We start from the raw sequence: 16,022 nt of genomic DNA on the forward strand, positions 1-16,022 counted from the left end.
CTACGATGGCCAGGTTGCAGAGGCTCTGGCCATGGTACGAGCACTGAACAAAATGACGAAGGCCGGTATGCCAGAAAGCGTGCGTATTGCCTGAAAATCCAGCCAGCTACAGGGACGTACGCACGGAATCTTATTTATTCAACAAAGCCCCTTCACGCGAAAAAGTCTTTCCGGTACACATTCTGCTTTTCCTCCGCATCGGAAAAATATGGTGGTCAGATTCGGGGTCACGTTGGTTCGATGACGGAGTGACCCCCAAAGATCTCTTAACGACTCAAAAATCCGCAACGTAAAACCATCTACTAGAGTCTTCAACGTTTCCGACTCACACGGCCTATGCCTTTAAGTTAAACCACAGCTCAATAGACCTTCTGTTGCCGTTGAGGCCGGAGTGAATACCTGATATTCATCCGGCAGTTTTGAATGAAAAGACCTCATCAAACACCAGCCAAGGTAACAAAAATGCGACATCACTCTATAGCCAGCTTTACCAGAGTAACCGTCATTACTGCATTGTTTGGTCTCACCTTTTCCTCCATCGCCGCACCACCGAATGTTTCACTACAACATGTTTCACTACAGCATCAGCAATTCGACGGCCTGATCAGAGAGCCACTTTCGTTGCAGGTCACGCTGGATAATGGCAAGCCCGCCATACTCGATGCATTTGTCACGCGGCCAGTCAGCCAGACAACACTCCCTGTGGTCGTGATCACGAATGGAACCGTAGGTACTGCCGAATTTGATCGCTGGGAAATGAACCCAAACCGTGCATCGTCGACCGCGCTTGCCTTTGCACGCCACGGTTATGCTGCGGTTACCGTTCTGCGGGAGGGATACGGTTATTCAAGCGGCGGGGCTGAATATTTAGGCGGTTCCTGTAAGCAGCCGCTGCATAAGCTGGCAGGTGAAAAAGACACCCGAGATATGCTGGCCGCGCTTACGGCAATAAGACGCCAGCCTTGGGCCTCTCAGGATAAAGCTGTGCTGGCCGGTATGTCAGCAGGTGGCTTTGCCGTGCTGGCAACCAGCGCGGTTAACCCACCCGGCGTTCAGGCTATCATCAATTTTGACGGAGGCCGGGGTTCCATCGACGGCAAATCACTTTGTGATAGATCCGGTTTGATTAACGCATTCACCACGTATGGCCTCACTGCTCGCATCCCTTCTCTGTGGCTCTATTCCAGCAATGATCAATCGTTCAGCCCGGAAATGGGCAGAGCCTTTTCTGAGGCCTATCGCAGCGGTGGAGGTAAAGCGGAATTTATTGAAATGCCTGCGTTTGGCAAGAATGGACACGTCTTTATGGATACCGCTCCAGAAAGTTTCTGGTGGAAAACCGTGGCGGGCTTCCTTGCACAGCAACACTTGCCATACGAGGAAGTCGTCACCCTACCGGTAACGCATCTTGCTTCCCCCGCAAACCTTAATAACAGCGCAGGCAAAAAGGCGTTCAAAAAATACGAAGCGGCGCGGCTTTATGAGAAAGCGTTTGCGACAGGCAAGGACGGGGCATGGGGAACGGCATACTGGGCGCGAACCGGTCGTGAGGCCGCTAATGCAGCCATCAAGAGCTGTGAAACATTCCAGCACAAAGGGGTAGCCAACTGCACGGTCTATGCCATCAATGATGAGGTTGTCGCAAAGTAGATCTGTCATGACATCGGGAACCCCTTCGGGGGTTCCGCATCGGGTTAATCAAGCAGGTATTTTTACAGCATTACACCTTTGAGCGCCTATTCGCTCTCGTCGGTGAACCACTGAGAAACAATATCAGTGCTATCAGACAGGCCGTCGCCTGTATACCGCCCAGCGTTGTGACCGCAGGAAACGTCAGTACCGAGCCCAGCCAGGTTGTTATCGCCGCCATTCCCATCGTTAAAAAACCAAGCAGCGCAGATGCCAACCCTGCTTCTTTCCCGAAAGGCCCCATCGTAATGGCCGTTCCCAGTGGATTGGCTAAGCCCATTCCCCAGAGGAAGACGATCATCGACAAGGTATACCCGCTCAGGCTTGGCGCTTCCGGCCCAAGCAGGAGCAAGCCCCCACCGGCTAACGCGGTAGCGAGTCCCAACGACGCAATCCTTCTCGGGCCATAACGACGAGCCAGTCGCGGCGCGGCCATTCCAGCACCAAAGACCACGAACACGGTGGAGGCAAAATATAGCCCAGCTTGTAGGGAAGATAGACCGATCCCACTCATCAGAATCGCAGGTGCAGCACCAAAAGAGGCAAACAAGCCGCTCATCAATAGACTCATCGACAGTGCCGGAAGGATAAATTTCCCATCCACAACCAGCTTGCCATAGGCCACGATGACGCTCGAAAGAGAGCTCGGTGCACGACGCTCAGCGGGATGCGTTTCCCCCAGCCCGTTAGCATAGAAGACGGCGATGACAAAAGCGGCTAGCCCTACCAGTATAAAGATCGCTCGCCACCCTAATGTGATAGTCAATACGCTCCCCACCAGCGGTGAAAACCCAGGGGCCGCCGCGGTCGCGATCATCGTCAACGATAGCGCTCGCGCCAACGTTTCACCGTCAAACAGATCGCGTGCAATTGCGCGTGCTAACACTGCCGCCGCGCAGATGCCCAGCGCCTGAATCACTCTTCCAACGATCAGCGTTTCAAATGAACCAGCAAGGCCACCGACTACCGTACCCACGATGAATAGCGAGAGACCGCCCAATACCAGTTTCTTGCGTCCATAGCGGTCCGACAACGGCCCGACGACCAGTTGAGCTAACGAGAAAGTGATAAAAAAGCTGGAAAGCGTCAAACCCAGTTCACGTGCCGACGCCCCAAGCTGCTCCCCAATCTCGGGAAATGCCGGAAGAATGATATTGGTAGACAGTATGCTAATAGCCGACAGGCCAGCCAATAACGCGACAATTTTTCCGGTCAGTCGCGGGCCTTCGGAGGAATGGGGTTTCGCCATCATTCCAGCGGATGTACTTTCAGTACTCATGGTTACCTCAGCGGCGGTGACTGGCGTGGGAATACGCTCCACGCCAGCAGGCTGAATCTCGCCACACGGTGCACTGTGTGGCGATTATTTTTCATACGGCTTGCGGTTTATACCGATACGGGTTTATCGACATGCGTCTGATTGTCGGGGCGTATTTTGAACCAGATGGCATACATCGCTGGCAGGAAGACCAGCGTCATGATGGTTCCCCCCAACGTCCCGCCAATCAGCGTGTACGCCAGCGTGCCCCAGAAGACGGAATGGGTAAGCGGAATAAACGCCAGAATCGCCGCCATCGCCGTCAGCAACACGGGCCGAGCTCGCTGCACCGTTGCTTCCACCACCGCATGGAACGGATCGAGTCCTTCTTTCTCGTTATGGTGGATTTGTCCAATCAGTATCAGCGTGTTACGCATCAGGATGCCCGATAGCGCGATCAGCCCGACAAGCGCATTAATACCAAACGGCTGGTTGAAGAGCAGCAGCGTTGGCACCACACCAATCAGCCCCAGCGGTGCGGTGAGGAAGACCATCACCATCGCAGACATTGAGCGCACCTGTAGGATGATGATCAACAGCGTAATGGCAATCATGATAGGAAACAGCGGTGCCATTGCTTTGGTCGCTTTTGCCGATTCTTCGATCGAACCTGCCTGCTCAATACGGTATCCGGCGGGCAGCGTATCAATGATGGGCTGCAATGATTTCACAATGGCTGCGGACACATCCGGTGGCTGCAACGTTTCGGCGATGTCACCACGAACGGTAATCGTCGGTGTGCGGTCCCGACGCCGAAGCACAGGATCTTCCATTCGTACCTCGACCTCACCGATCTGCGACAGAGGAATCCGTTGGCCAGCCGCTCCAACTAACGTAAAGCCTTCTATTTTTGCAGGATCGCGTCGAATATCCCCTGCGGCACGTCCCACGACCTGCACAGAACGAATGTCTTCACGCACAGACGTAATCGGGACGCCAGAGAGCAGGAACTGGAGTTGCTGAGCCACCGTGCTTGATGTCAGTCCTACCGATTGCAGCCGATCCTGATCCAACGTGAAATGCAGCGTCGGCACCCGCGGGCCCCAGTCGGTATTGACCGTCCTCATCATCGGGCTAGCCTGCATCACCGCTTTCACTTTATCGGCAATCTCACGCAAGGTGGCAGGATCCGGCCCCATGACGCGGTAAGCAACAGGAAAAGGTGAATACGGGCCAAACACCAGCTGCGTCACGCGGACACGCGCTTCGGGCGCTAACCCGCCAGCAGCCGCTTCACGGATACGGAATTTAAGCGCCTCACGCGCTTCCTGACTGTCCGTCAGCACGACAATCTTGGCAAACGACGGATCGGGTAACTCAGGTGCCATCGCCAAATAAAAACGCGGAGAGCCCTGCCCGATATAGGACGTGACGATTTTTGCTTCGTCCTGCTGTTTCAGCCAGTCTTCGATCTTCGCCGTCGTGATACTGGTCTGTTCAATGGACGTGCCATAAGGCATCTGCACCTCCACCAGCACTTCAGGACGATCGGACGTTGGGAAGAATTGTTTCTTGACCATTCCCATCCCGAGAATAGCCACAACAAACAAGACGATAACGGTGCTGGCAACCATCCATTTCCGCGCGATAACACGCGTCAATAAACGGCGAAATTGGTTGTAATGGCGGGTGTCGTAGATAGCGGCATGTCCCCCTTCTACGGTTTTGATTTCCGGCAGCATCTTCACGCCTAAATAAGGTGTAAAGACCACCGCAACCACCCAGGAAGCAATCAGGGCAATGCCGACTATCCAGAACATGTTACTGGTGTACTCACCCGCGGTGGACTGCGCAAAACCGTTAGGCATAAATCCCACGGCGGTTACCAGCGTACCGGCTAGCATCGGGGCAGCCGTATGGCTCCAGGCATAGGCTGAGGCTTTGATGCGGCCATAGCCCTCCTCCATTTTCACCACCATCATCTCGATGGCAATAATGGCGTCATCCACCAACAGTCCCAGCGCCAGAATCAGCGATCCTAACGTAATGCGATCGAAATTCTTACCGGACGCTTCCATCACGACGAAAACAATCGCCAGCGTCAGTGGTACCGCTGCCGCGACAACAACCCCCACACGCCAGCCCATGCTGACGAAACACACTGCCATCACCACCAGCAATGCGACGAAGAATTTGATCATGAATTCATCAACGGACGAGCTAATGTTCACCGATTGATCGGTAACCTTCGACAACGTCATCCCCAGCGGCATGCCTTCATTGATCTTGGTGGTCTCCGCATCCAGCGCTTCCCCCAACGTTAAACCGTTCCACCCTTCACGCATCACCACGCCCAACAACAGCGCTGGCTCGCCTTGATTACGGACCAAAAAGGTCGCGGGATCTTCATAGCCACGGCTGACCGTCGCCACATCCGACAGTTTCAGTGTTCTGCCCTGTGCGACAATCGGCGTGTTGCGAATTTTCTCCAGCGTGTCGAAGGCGCCGTCCAAACGAAGAAAGACCTGCGGGCCGTCTGTTTCAATCGAACCAGCAGGCGTCAGTACGTTTTGGTTGTTCAGCGCAGAGAAAATGTCCTGAGGAGAAATCCCCAGCGTCGCCAGTCGGTCATGCGAAAACGACACAAAGATCCGTTCAGACTGCTCCCCGATAATATTGACCTTCTTCACGCCCGGCACATGCAACAGACGCTGGCGCAACGATTCGGCATCGCGAACCAGCACACGCTGGGGCTCGCCTTTCGCCTTCAGCGCAAAGAGCGCAAACGTCACATCCGAGAACTCATCGTTGACCATCGGCCCAATCACGCCCGCCGGCAGGTTTTTGGCTTCATCGCTAAGCTTTTTGCGCGCCTGATAGAATTCCTCCTGTACCTGTGAAGGCGGCGTACTATCGAGCAGCGACAGCATGGTGAAGGAGAGTCCCGGACGCGTGTAGGTTTCTGAGCGGTCGTACCACTTCAGCTCCTGCATCCGCTTTTCTAACGGTTCGGCCACCTGATCCTGCATTTCCTGAGCGGTCGCCCCCGGCCATGCGGAGATAATGGTCATCTGTTTAACGGTGAACGGTGGATCTTCTGCCCGTCCCAGTTCGAAGAACGAGAGAATACCGGCCACGGTAATCAGGATAATAAGGAAGAGTGTGATGGCGCGTTCGCGCACCGCGAGCGCCGAAAGGTTGAAGCGTGACTCACTCATGGTCGGTTCCCCGCCGTGTCAGCAGCGCGCGACTCTGCCATGCGGATCGCTTCGCCTTCATGCAGCAGATGCGCGCCCAAAGCCACAATCTGTTCACCGGGCTGTAGGCCGCCAGTGACTCTTGCCGTGTCATCACCTAACCCAAGCACACTGACGGAATGCCACGACACCTTCATGGGCTCACCAGAAATACTCCATATGCCCGGCCCTTTCCCCGCATCATAAAGCGCGGCGATAGGCACCTGAAGAACCTGCTCAGATAACTTATCTTCTGCAATATTGAGTGTGACGGTGGAACCGAGCGGCGCGTTCGCCAGCGCGCCTTCAAGGACATAGCGTGCTTCAAACGTGCGAGTCTGAGGATCGGCAGCGTCGGACAGCAGCCGCAGTTTCACGGGAATGGCGGGATTACCAGAGCCGTATCGCATCGCCATGGCTTCGCTCCCAACCACGGGGCGTAGCGTCTCAGGCAAATGTACGACGGCCTCCCGTTGCCCCGCACGCGCAAGCCGGATAACAGGCTGCCCGGCACTAACCACCTGCCCCGGTTCCGCCAGCGTGTCGACCACCACGCCATCAGCATCGGCCATCAAAACGGCATACCCCGTGGCATTGCGTGCCACATCGGCCTGAGCCTGTGCGGCACTCAGCTCCGCTTTCGCCGTCTCGGCAGCCGCCTTGATCTGATCGTACGCTGACGCGGAGATGGCACCTGCGGCAACCAGACCTCGATAGCGTGCTTCATCATCGGTAGCCTGCTTGGCACGAGCCCGCGCAGCGGTAACCGCCTGCTGTTGGGCTTGTGCTTGTAAACTGAGATCGACGGGGTCCAAACGCATCAAAGGCTGACCACGTTTGACGCTCTCGCCGGTATCGACCAGACGTTCAAGTATTTTGCCTTGCACCCGAAAACCAAGGTCGCTTTGAATGCGGGCAACAACGACGCCAGTAAACGAACGCGACGTCTCGGCGGCACTCACCACGGTCGCCGTTCTCACTAAAGGAGGCTGATTGCGTGGATCGTCAACATGAGTAGCGTCGCCGCACGCCACCAGGGCGAGAGGCAACAAGCAAACAGCAAGAGTGGTGGATTTGAGCCGAAGCATGGGTTCCCTTCTTAAATGAGCAGGACAGAAACCGCATTCTCCAATGAGTGACCAATATTGTCAATGGTCACTTTTTTAAGATGCCAAACGCCTTAAGGTGACAGGCTACGCAATATCAACGACGACAATAACACCGCAGCAGACGCCGCCTCATCCAGGTTGTATTGCAGTTGAGCGGGAACGATGTAAGGGCGCATGACCAGATAGACGGCATCCGCTGCCTCATCCAGTGGCGTCTTGCGTTCGAACTCCCCAGACTGCCGTCCCTCCAGAAGAATGTGCTGAATAAGCTGGCGTAGTCTTTCTTCATGTGCCGCTGCCGAAGGCCACCGATCGCGGCTGGCGACAGCAGCAATATCGTATAGTTTACGATCGTGAAAAAATAAGTCACTGCCCGCTTCCGTCAAGGATCTAAACAGGCGTCTCAGTTTTTCTGATGCCGTTGGTGCATCGGCAATCGCTGAATTGACAATATCCATAATCATCGCCAGCCGGCTGGCACAGATCACTTCGCCAATCGCCTGCTTGGAATCAAAAAATTTGTAGATATATGCCTTAGAAAAACCAATCGCTTTGGCTAAATCAGACACGGTTGTCTTTTCATATCCAAAGTGTCCGAAATGCGCTTTGGCCGCTTCCACAACCTGATCTCGAACGCTATGGTCCAACGGCCCACGTGGGGGATGTGTATTCATATGTTTAGTCATTTTTGAAGCTTAGCTCACCGAGCCCTGATTGACAACAAGTGACCAATTGGTAATATGGTCACCGCTTTTTGACTCAAGGAATTCCTATGTTATCCCTCCGTACCCTTTCCTTGGTTGTGACCACGAGCTTAATGGCAGGTTGCGCCGTTGGGCCGGATTATCACCGCCCAGACGCGCCGATAGCGGCGCGTTATCAAACGCAATCCGCCGCAGAACGATCTGTCACAAAGGCAGGGAACGCGACCCAGGCTGCCGACGTGGCGGTCTGGTGGGAAAGCTTCAATGATCCCTTACTGAGCGAGTTAGTTTCAAGTGCGCTCGCACAGAATCTTGATTTGGCCCAGGCGTCCGCACGCATGAGTCAGGCACAAGCGGGGCTTGGCGCAGCAACGGCGGCTCTGCTGCCATCGGGCAACATCAGCGGACAAAGCGCCCGCGCCTATCAGTCGATTGAAACGCCACAGGGCCGGTTGCTTAACGCGGTTCCTGGCTATAATCGCTACGGCAATGCCTATGAAACCGACCTTAATGCCAGTTGGGAGCTTGATGTATTCGGTGGCTTGAGACGCGGTCGTCAGGCGGCACTGGCTGACTATCAGGCTTCCGAGGCAGGCGTCGCGGCCACACGTCTGGCCGTCACCGCTCAGACTGCCGATATCTATATCACCCTGCGCGGATTACAAACGCGTCTGGCGATCGCCACTAGACAGGTCAATACGCAGCAAGAACTGCTGGATAAAGTACAGCTACTCCACAGCAAAGGACTGGCTCCCGAGTATCAGGTACGCCAGACCGAAGGGGCATTGGCGCAGGTTCAGGCCACCGTGCCGGTTCTCCAGACAGGGCTTGATGCCGCGATGAACGCATTAGACGTTATGCTCGGCACACCTCCCGGCACCCATCGAGCCCAGTTGTCCAGCTCACAGGCCATTCCACAGCCTCCGACGCTCATATCGACAGGGACACCCGCCGACCTGCTGCGCCGCAGACCCGACATTATCGTGGCCGAACGCCATCTCGCGGCATCCAACGCCCGCATCGGGGTAGCCATCAGCGAGTACTATCCTAAATTCTCGCTCAGCGCCTTACTCGGCAGCGCAACGTCGGTGTCGAGCGGCAATCTGTTCTCCAACGGCGCCAGTCAATCGGCGGGCGTATTAGGACTGCGCTGGCGACTCTTCGACTTCGGCCGGATTAACGCTCAGATCGATCAGGCGAAGGGACAAGAAGCCGAAGCGCTGGCGGCTTACCGCCTGTCGGTACTCCGTGCGACCGAAGATGTTGAGAACGCCTTCTCGGCTTTGGTTAATCGCGAGACGCAAGCCGCAACGCTAACCGCCGGTGAGACCGCGTTAGCCAGCGCGCGGCAGTCGTCTTTCATCGCCTACCAGAAAGGAACAAGCAGCCTGATTGATGTCCTTCACGCCGATGAAACCCTGCTACAAACCTCCGACGCCCGGGCCCAGGCGCAAACCGAATCGGCACGAGCGGCCGTTGCCACATTCAAAGCACTCGGCGGCGGTTGGCAGCCTCCAGAAACCACAGCAAAAGCGCAATAAGATCCGCACCAACCTGAGGGTGGACGCCGCAAGACCAAACCGAGTGTTGCGGCGGGGAGCAAAGCCAGCGGCAATACGCCGTTACGAAAACAGAAGTAATGCTTACGGATGAATGTGGTTAGTGACACTTGTGTCCATGGTTGTCTGTATATTCTGACGTGTTGCTGCACTATTACTCTAAGAGAGGTTGCACGATTTCATGGTGGTGCCCGACAACGATGATTCAGTAGTGACGTTACGGGCCTGCTTTCGACACGTCTCTATACCCTACATCATTCGCATTGCGGTGTGATGGGTATCTCTCTTATGGAACAGTCACATGGTCAATAACAGAACGCAGGCATCATCCATGCTGGTGATGTCGAGAGTCATGGTGTTGATGATCGGTTCCGGTGTGTTGAGTGCATGCGCTCACACGCCTCATGAATGCAAGGATATTAGCGGGTTACTACAATCGCACGGCGTCACTGACACGTCCACGGGTCTTCCCACGCCCGACAAAAGCATGGAGCAATGGAAAGCGGAACTGCGCCAGACGGCACTTTCTCAGGGCATCACGGCGGAGACCTTTGATAACGCGTTGGCTGGTCTGACGCCGGACACCGACGTGGTAGCGGCCACACAAAAACAGCCTGAGTTGGTCACCCCCGTGTGGACCTACCTCGAACAGCGGGTCACGCCGGAAAACATTGCGCAGGGGAAAACGCTGCTTAAGCAATACGCGGACGTCGTGACGCGCATCAATCAACGCTATCAGGTGGATCCGCCACTGCTGTTCGCCTTCCTCTCCATTGAAAGTCATTATGGTGCCAATACTGGCAACAAAGCGGTCATCCGCTCACTGGCCACGCTGGATTACTACAATTATCGTCGCGCGTTTAACCGGCAGAATCTGATTGCGGCGTTGCGTATGATTCAAAACGGCAATGTGCGGCCAGAGCAGATAAAAGGATCCTGGGCCGGAGCCATGGGGATGCCTCAGTTCATACCGACCTCTTACTTGCAATACGCTGTTGATTTTGATGGCGATCGTCACCCTGATATCTGGACCTCTTTCCCAGACACGCTGGCGTCGGTGGCAAACTATATGCAGCAGGCCAAATGGAAGGCGGGCGTCCCCTGGGGGATTGAAGTGAATCTGCCCAGCGGTTTTGATTATTCTCTTTCCGGTATGGATAACCAGAAAACCGTCGCTGACTGGCAGGCGCTCGGGGTAAAAACCGCTGTACCTAGAGATCTGACATCGCTGTCTTCGGAGAAAGCCTCGATATTGTTGCCGGTCGGGAAGAATGGCCCCGCGTTTCTGGTAACGGGGAATTTCCGCGCCATTCTGCGGTATAACAATGACGTGTCCTATGCGCTGACTGTCGGCTTGCTGTCGGATAACTACCAGCACGATACGCCAGTACGCAAACCCTGGCCGCGTCAGGAAACGCCGTTAACACGCAAAGAACGCGAGGCGCTGCAAATTCTGCTACAGGAAAAGCAGCTCTATCAGGGCGCAATTGACGGCAACATTGGCCGCGGTACCACGCAGGCAGTCCGCACCTACCAGCAACAGGAAGGGCTACCGCCGGATGGCTACCCCGACCATGCCTTGCTTGACAGGCTGCGCTGCCAGTAAACACCGTGAAGACAGGTAGAATTTATGGAACATCTGTTCGGAACAGACAGGTGTTCCCTCCTCTCCTTCCTTTCCCCATCATGGTCGGTACTTAATAAAAGGACCGAAACATGGACAAATTATTTACCTCATTCATCGTCGGCGATACGGCACTCACTAACCGTATTGCGATGGCACCGATGACCCGATCTCGTGCACGCCAGGGCGACACCGCTGACGAACTGACGGCGACGTATTACCAGCAGCGTGCCTCCGCCGGGCTGATTATTACCGAAGGTGCGCAGATCTCCGTTCAGGGTCAGGGCTATCTTTTTACGCCGGGCATTTATAACGACGAGCAGGTGAAAGGATGGGAAAAAACGACGCGAGCCGTTCACGAGCGCAATGGCAAAATCTTCATTCAGCTCTGGCACGTCGGCCGCATTTCTCATACCAGCTTGCAGAATGATGGCAATGCGCCGGTCAGTTCCGTTGCCGTCAGAGCACAGCATTCAACCTGCTACGCCTGGGATGAAAACGGTCAGCCCGGCCCCGTAGCGGTCACAACCCCGCGCGCGCTGACAAAAACTGAGATTGCATCCGTGGTACAGGATTACGTCACCGCCGCAGAGAATGCCATCCGTGCAGGGTTTGATGGCATTGAAATCCATGCGGCGAATGGCTATCTGCTGGAACAGTTCATCAATGGCGGACTGAATACCCGTGATGATGAATACGGCGGCGCACCTATTGAGAACCGCCTGCGCTTCGTACTGGAAGTGACCGATGCGGTGTCACGCGCTATCGGCTCAGAAAAAACGGGGATCCGGCTGGCTCCCTTCGGACGCCTCTTCGATATGCACGCCTTTGAGGGAGAAGAAGAAACATGGCTACAGTTGGCAAACAAACTCGGTGAACGTGCGCTCGCGTATGTCCATCTCAGCGATCAGAAAACGCTCGGCCAACAGGCTATTCCTGACGGATTCGTCGAGAAATTCCGGGCCGCCTATGACGGCACGCTGGTTATCGCAGGCGGGTTCGATAAGCAAAGCGCCGAAGCCTATCTGCAAGAAGGAAAGGCTGACCTGATTGCGTTTGGTCGGCCGTATATTGCCAACCCTGACCTCGCCGAGCGCATGGCACACGACTGGCCGCTGAATGACGTCAATCGGGCAACCATGTACGGCGGCACGGAGGAAGGGTATACCGATTACCCGTTCTATTCAGACGCAGCCGACGACAAAAAGTAATCAGTCCAACTGGCCGTCTTCTGCCGCCTGAATCAGCGTATCCACCACGTGACGTATCTTGGGCAGCAGTTGGCGGCTTTTAGGCCATAGCGCGCTGATCGGCATTTCACCATCGGCGTGGCGGGCAAGCACCTCTTTCAACTCGCCACGTTCAAGATATTGACCGACCAGCCACCGTGGTAGTTGAGACAGGCCACACCCGGCGAGCGTGGCGGCCAGCATCGCGTCACCGTCAGCAAACTCATGCGTTACCGGTGGTGTATAACGCGTTGTCTGCCCGTTATCGTCCTTCAGAAGCCAGGTGATAGGCTGATTCCGGCGAAACCCCACCACACAGTGATGTTGACTCAATTCATCCACCGATATCGGTTCACCACGCTGAAGCAGGTAGTCCGGTGCAGCACAAATAACCAGCTTCTGGGTTGTCAGTCGTCTCGCTACCAGACCACTGCTGTCGGCCAGTTCACCGATGCGAATGACAAGATCAATCCCGTCTTCAATTGGGTCAACAAACCGTTCGCTAAAGGTCACGGTTAACGCCAATTCAGGGTAGCTGCGGGTGATGTTCAGCAGAACCGGAAGAATGCGCTGCCTGCCGAATGCCGCAGGCAAATCAACCCTGAGCCGCCCCGCAGGCTGGCAGATGTGAGACGTCAGCTCAGCTTCTGCCTGCTCAAGAATATCCATGGCGCTCTGACAGCTGATCAGAAAACGTTCGCCATCCGGCGTGAGGCTGAGGCGGCGCGTAGATCGCTGAAACAGCTTTAGCCCGAGCCGCTCCTCAAGACGGCCGACGCTCTTCCCCACCGCAGATTTCGTCAGGCCCAGTCGCTCGGCCGCAGCGGTAAAGCTGCCCTGCTGTGCCGTGGTAACAAAGGCGTTGATGCCGCCCAGATGATCGGTTGTACGCATACTCAATTGTCCATTAAACGTATCAGGCTCGGCCTGCATGCCTGATTTGAAAGATAACGTCCTGCGAGCGTCGCGGGCTCCAGACTGCATTCCACATCACGATACCGTTTACTTCCTACCGTGATTGTTGAATTTATGTCTACAGAGAGGCGAATGAAAGCCGGTTTATCATGAAATAAAAAACAATCATAGTGATGCCCGAATTTACCGCGATGCCTCAAAGCGAAAAACCGTGAGGCAACGGCAACAATGAAAGGCTCGACAGCCTCAGTTATCGCGGAAATAACCCAGAAGGCATCGACACCGGAGAATGTTATGGCAGCAGTAACAGGTTTTAAACACGTGGGTTTTATTACTCGTAAGCAGGGTCAGAGCTTTGACGAGTTTGTGAAACACTGGAATGAAGTGCATACCGAAATCGCCCTGCGCCTGCCCGGCTTAAAGGGATACGTCCTGAACCCTATCGATCGGGAAAAATACCCAGACTCGCCGGTGGATGGCTTCTCTGAACTGTGGTTTGACTCCATCGAAGACGCAATGACAGCCTTCAACTCGCCAACGGGTAAAGAAGCCTTTGAGGATGTTCCCAATTTTGCCGACCACGTTGCCGTCACGTACATCACGGAAATAAGAAAGCGCTGAGAGACGTTATTGCGTCGCGTTTTCCCTTCGCCTTGCCGATCGGTTCACACCTCGGGCGCAAAGCAGTGCGCCCATTCACAGCAGTCATCACAGCTCGGGGAACGGCAAATCAGTTCCCCTTCACTGTGCAGACAGCGCTGGCGGTAAAAGAATTTCTTCCAACGCATGTTATTGACGTTCATCGCCACTAACGCGGGGAAACAGTCGGTCATCAACTCACGCAGTTCATCGCGCGAATCTAACCCTAAATCCTGCCATAGATGATTAAACCCCAGCGACGTGCTGGCGATAATGCGGTGCATCGGGGCGGCATCACCGGACATATGCTCAAACAGCCAGCCTGCCAGTTGCTCCCGCTCTTCTGCGCGATGCGACTGCAACTCGCTCAACAGCCTATAGCGCTGTTCACGTTCGAGCCCACAGGCTGGCGGCACCATCGCCAGACCATCAAGAAGACGCTGCCATTCCGGCAGCGACAATCCCATGTGGTGAGCAAAACAGGCCGCTCCCGTCTCATATCGATCCAATAAGCGCCGTAGCCAGCGTTGCGCCTGTGCCATCAGGCCGCTCCCTTATCCTTGTGCTGATTCCGATGTTCGCCCTGTCGCTGTTGCCACCAGGCTGTCAGTACGTCTGTGACATTTTGCCAGGCACCTTCAACACAGGGTTGAATCCCTTGCTGTTCCAACTGATTCCAGGGCCCGAAACCAATGCGGGCACAAAATACCGCATCAACATCGGCCAGCAGCGCCAACAGCGCACTCAGCCGCTCAGCATTCTCTTCAGGAGGACAGGCTCCTTCGCCGTGGCAATATTTGGGCGTAAAACGTTCGTTCACCGGAACCACGCCAGCCGATGACAGGCTGTAGATCTGGAAGCGCTCAGCATGGCCGAAGTGCTGGTCAATAACCTCACCGTGGGAAGACGCCACGGCAACCAGACAGGCTTCCGGTTCCTCGAATTCACCCTGTGACGCGATGCTGGCATGCAATTGCGCCCGCTGATGCAGCAGAGGCAAATACGGCTGTGGCTTTTCAGGCAGCGCCGAGAGGGGAAACTGCTGGCTGCGATCTTCCCCTAACATGCCGATAGCGTCCGCGCGGCATTGTTGGCAATGCGACATTTGCGGCATCACCTGACCGCATTCTGCCCGCACGCGCGTCATGCAATCAGCATCAGGTTCCCTTTGCCCTTCAAGGCCAAATACCGTGCCGTGTTCTGGCCGGGCGATAAGCGGCATAATATTGTGCAGAAACGCGCCCCAGTGGCGTGCTTTCTCGCTCACCGCCAGCATCGAGGCCTCGTTAATATCGGGAATCAGAACGGAATTGATCTTGACCAACACGCCACGCTCCGTCAGGCGGCGAATCCCCTCTTCCTGCTTGGCGAGCAGGATTCTGCCTGCCTCCAACCCGGTGTAGCGCTCTCCCTCCAGCCATAGCCAGGCATAAATACGTGCTGCTACCGCCGGGTCTAACGTGTTCAAGGTCACCGTAACGTGGTCCACGCCAATATCCAGCAACGGTGCCACGGCCTCCGGCAACATCAGCCCATTGGTGGAAAGGCATAGCTTCACATCCGGTATTTGCTCACGCAGCAACCGCAATGTGCTAAAAGTTCGCTTCATATTTGCCAGCGGATCGCCGGGCCCGGCGATCCCCACGACGGAAAGCTGGGGAATAGCGGCGGCAACCTGTCGCGCTTGCGCCACGGCCTGTTCCGGCGTTAACAGTGTCGATACCACGCCGGGGCGCGATTCATTACTGCAATCATATTTACGGTTGCAGTAATTACATTGCACATTACAGGCAGGCGCGACCGCGAGATGCATGCGGGCAAAGCGGTGATGACCGCTCACCGAATAGCAAGGATGGTGTGCCGCTTTACTGGCCTGCAACGGGGTAATCCCGTCAGTCGGAGTTGACCGACAGCCTGTGGTGCCGGATGCGGAGGAACAAGATGCCATAATAGTGCCTACGGTTGCGAAGTCATAAGCAGAGAGGTGCAAAGACCATACCGTTTAGCAGCACGATTAAAAATCAGTTAAAACAGCGTGATAGAGAAAATGCACGTTATTA

13 protein-coding genes are annotated in these 16,022 nt (G+C 55.4%); 6 read left to right on the plus strand and 7 right to left on the minus strand.

The window, feature by feature from the left end:
• The coding region (locus tag QWJ20_RS21350; RefSeq protein ID WP_433993416.1) for a hypothetical protein at positions 1–94 on the plus strand (94 nt) is incomplete at its 5' end.
• 368 nt (positions 95–462) lie between these two features.
• A complete protein-coding gene (locus tag QWJ20_RS21355; RefSeq protein ID WP_433993398.1) occupies positions 463–1,650 on the plus strand; it encodes a CocE/NonD family hydrolase in 1,188 nt (395 codons plus the stop codon).
• 70 nt (positions 1,651–1,720) lie between these two features.
• Here the strand turns inward: QWJ20_RS21355 and QWJ20_RS21360 are convergent, their stop codons facing one another.
• The 4 genes from QWJ20_RS21360 to QWJ20_RS21375 all read right to left on the minus strand — a co-directional run bounded on the left by QWJ20_RS21360 (position 1,721) and on the right by QWJ20_RS21375 (position 7,978).
• Positions 1,721–2,968: a multidrug effflux MFS transporter gene (locus QWJ20_RS21360; RefSeq protein ID WP_433993399.1), complete on the minus strand. Its 1,248-nt coding sequence runs from the start codon at positions 2,966–2,968 to the stop codon at positions 1,721–1,723.
• Between the two features lie 107 nt (positions 2,969–3,075).
• Positions 3,076–6,165, minus strand: a complete 3,090-nt coding sequence (locus tag QWJ20_RS21365) for an efflux RND transporter permease subunit (RefSeq protein ID WP_433993400.1) — start codon at positions 6,163–6,165, stop codon at positions 3,076–3,078.
• Positions 6,162–7,271, minus strand: coding sequence for an efflux RND transporter periplasmic adaptor subunit (locus QWJ20_RS21370; RefSeq protein WP_433993401.1), 1,110 nt, complete (start codon positions 7,269–7,271; stop codon positions 6,162–6,164). The genes QWJ20_RS21365 and QWJ20_RS21370 overlap by 4 nt, the downstream gene beginning before the upstream one ends.
• 92 nt (positions 7,272–7,363) lie before the next feature.
• Complete coding sequence (locus tag QWJ20_RS21375) at positions 7,364–7,978, minus strand: TetR/AcrR family transcriptional regulator (protein ID WP_433993402.1); 615 nt, start codon at positions 7,976–7,978, stop codon at positions 7,364–7,366.
• Between the two features lie 86 nt (positions 7,979–8,064).
• Here QWJ20_RS21375 and QWJ20_RS21380 point away from each other — a divergent pair, with 86 nt between their 5' ends.
• The 3 genes from QWJ20_RS21380 (at position 8,065) to QWJ20_RS21390 (ending at position 12,390) form a co-directional block, all read left to right on the plus strand.
• Positions 8,065–9,537: an efflux transporter outer membrane subunit gene (locus QWJ20_RS21380; protein WP_433993403.1), complete on the plus strand. Its 1,473-nt coding sequence runs from the start codon at positions 8,065–8,067 to the stop codon at positions 9,535–9,537.
• A 319-nt stretch (positions 9,538–9,856) separates the two neighbouring features.
• Positions 9,857–11,161 (plus strand): lytic murein transglycosylase, encoded by a 1,305-nt coding sequence (locus QWJ20_RS21385; protein WP_433993404.1) that lies wholly within the window; start codon positions 9,857–9,859, stop codon positions 11,159–11,161.
• Between the two features lie 110 nt (positions 11,162–11,271).
• Positions 11,272–12,390 (plus strand): alkene reductase, encoded by a 1,119-nt coding sequence (locus tag QWJ20_RS21390; RefSeq protein WP_349718715.1) that lies wholly within the window; start codon positions 11,272–11,274, stop codon positions 12,388–12,390.
• Here the strand turns inward: QWJ20_RS21390 and QWJ20_RS21395 are convergent, their stop codons facing one another.
• The gene (locus QWJ20_RS21395) at positions 12,391–13,302 is read right to left on the minus strand and encodes a LysR family transcriptional regulator (protein ID WP_349718714.1); all 912 of its coding nucleotides are present in this window, start codon (positions 13,300–13,302) and stop codon (positions 12,391–12,393) included. It lies immediately after the preceding gene.
• Between the two features lie 315 nt (positions 13,303–13,617).
• Between QWJ20_RS21395 and QWJ20_RS21400 the strand changes: the two genes are divergently transcribed.
• The gene (locus QWJ20_RS21400) at positions 13,618–13,944 is read left to right on the plus strand and encodes an EthD family reductase (protein ID WP_120358523.1); all 327 of its coding nucleotides are present in this window, start codon (positions 13,618–13,620) and stop codon (positions 13,942–13,944) included.
• A 44-nt stretch (positions 13,945–13,988) separates the two neighbouring features.
• Here QWJ20_RS21400 and QWJ20_RS21405 read toward each other — a convergent pair whose 3' ends face one another.
• Both QWJ20_RS21405 and nifB read right to left on the minus strand, forming a co-directional pair.
• Positions 13,989–14,504 carry a nitrogen fixation protein NifQ gene (locus QWJ20_RS21405; protein WP_433993405.1) on the minus strand — a complete coding sequence of 172 codons (516 nt, stop codon included), beginning with the start codon at positions 14,502–14,504 and terminating at the stop codon, positions 13,989–13,991.
• On the minus strand, positions 14,504–15,910 hold the full coding sequence (nifB, locus tag QWJ20_RS21410) for a nitrogenase cofactor biosynthesis protein NifB (RefSeq protein WP_433993406.1): 1,407 nt from the start codon (positions 15,908–15,910) through the stop codon (positions 14,504–14,506). The genes QWJ20_RS21405 and nifB overlap by 1 nt, the downstream gene beginning before the upstream one ends.
• Positions 15,911–16,022: the final 112 nt, after the last annotated feature.

It is taken from the genome of Pectobacterium sp. S5 (assembly GCF_051707265.1).
Taxonomy (GTDB): domain Bacteria; phylum Pseudomonadota; class Gammaproteobacteria; order Enterobacterales; family Enterobacteriaceae; genus Pectobacterium; species Pectobacterium polare.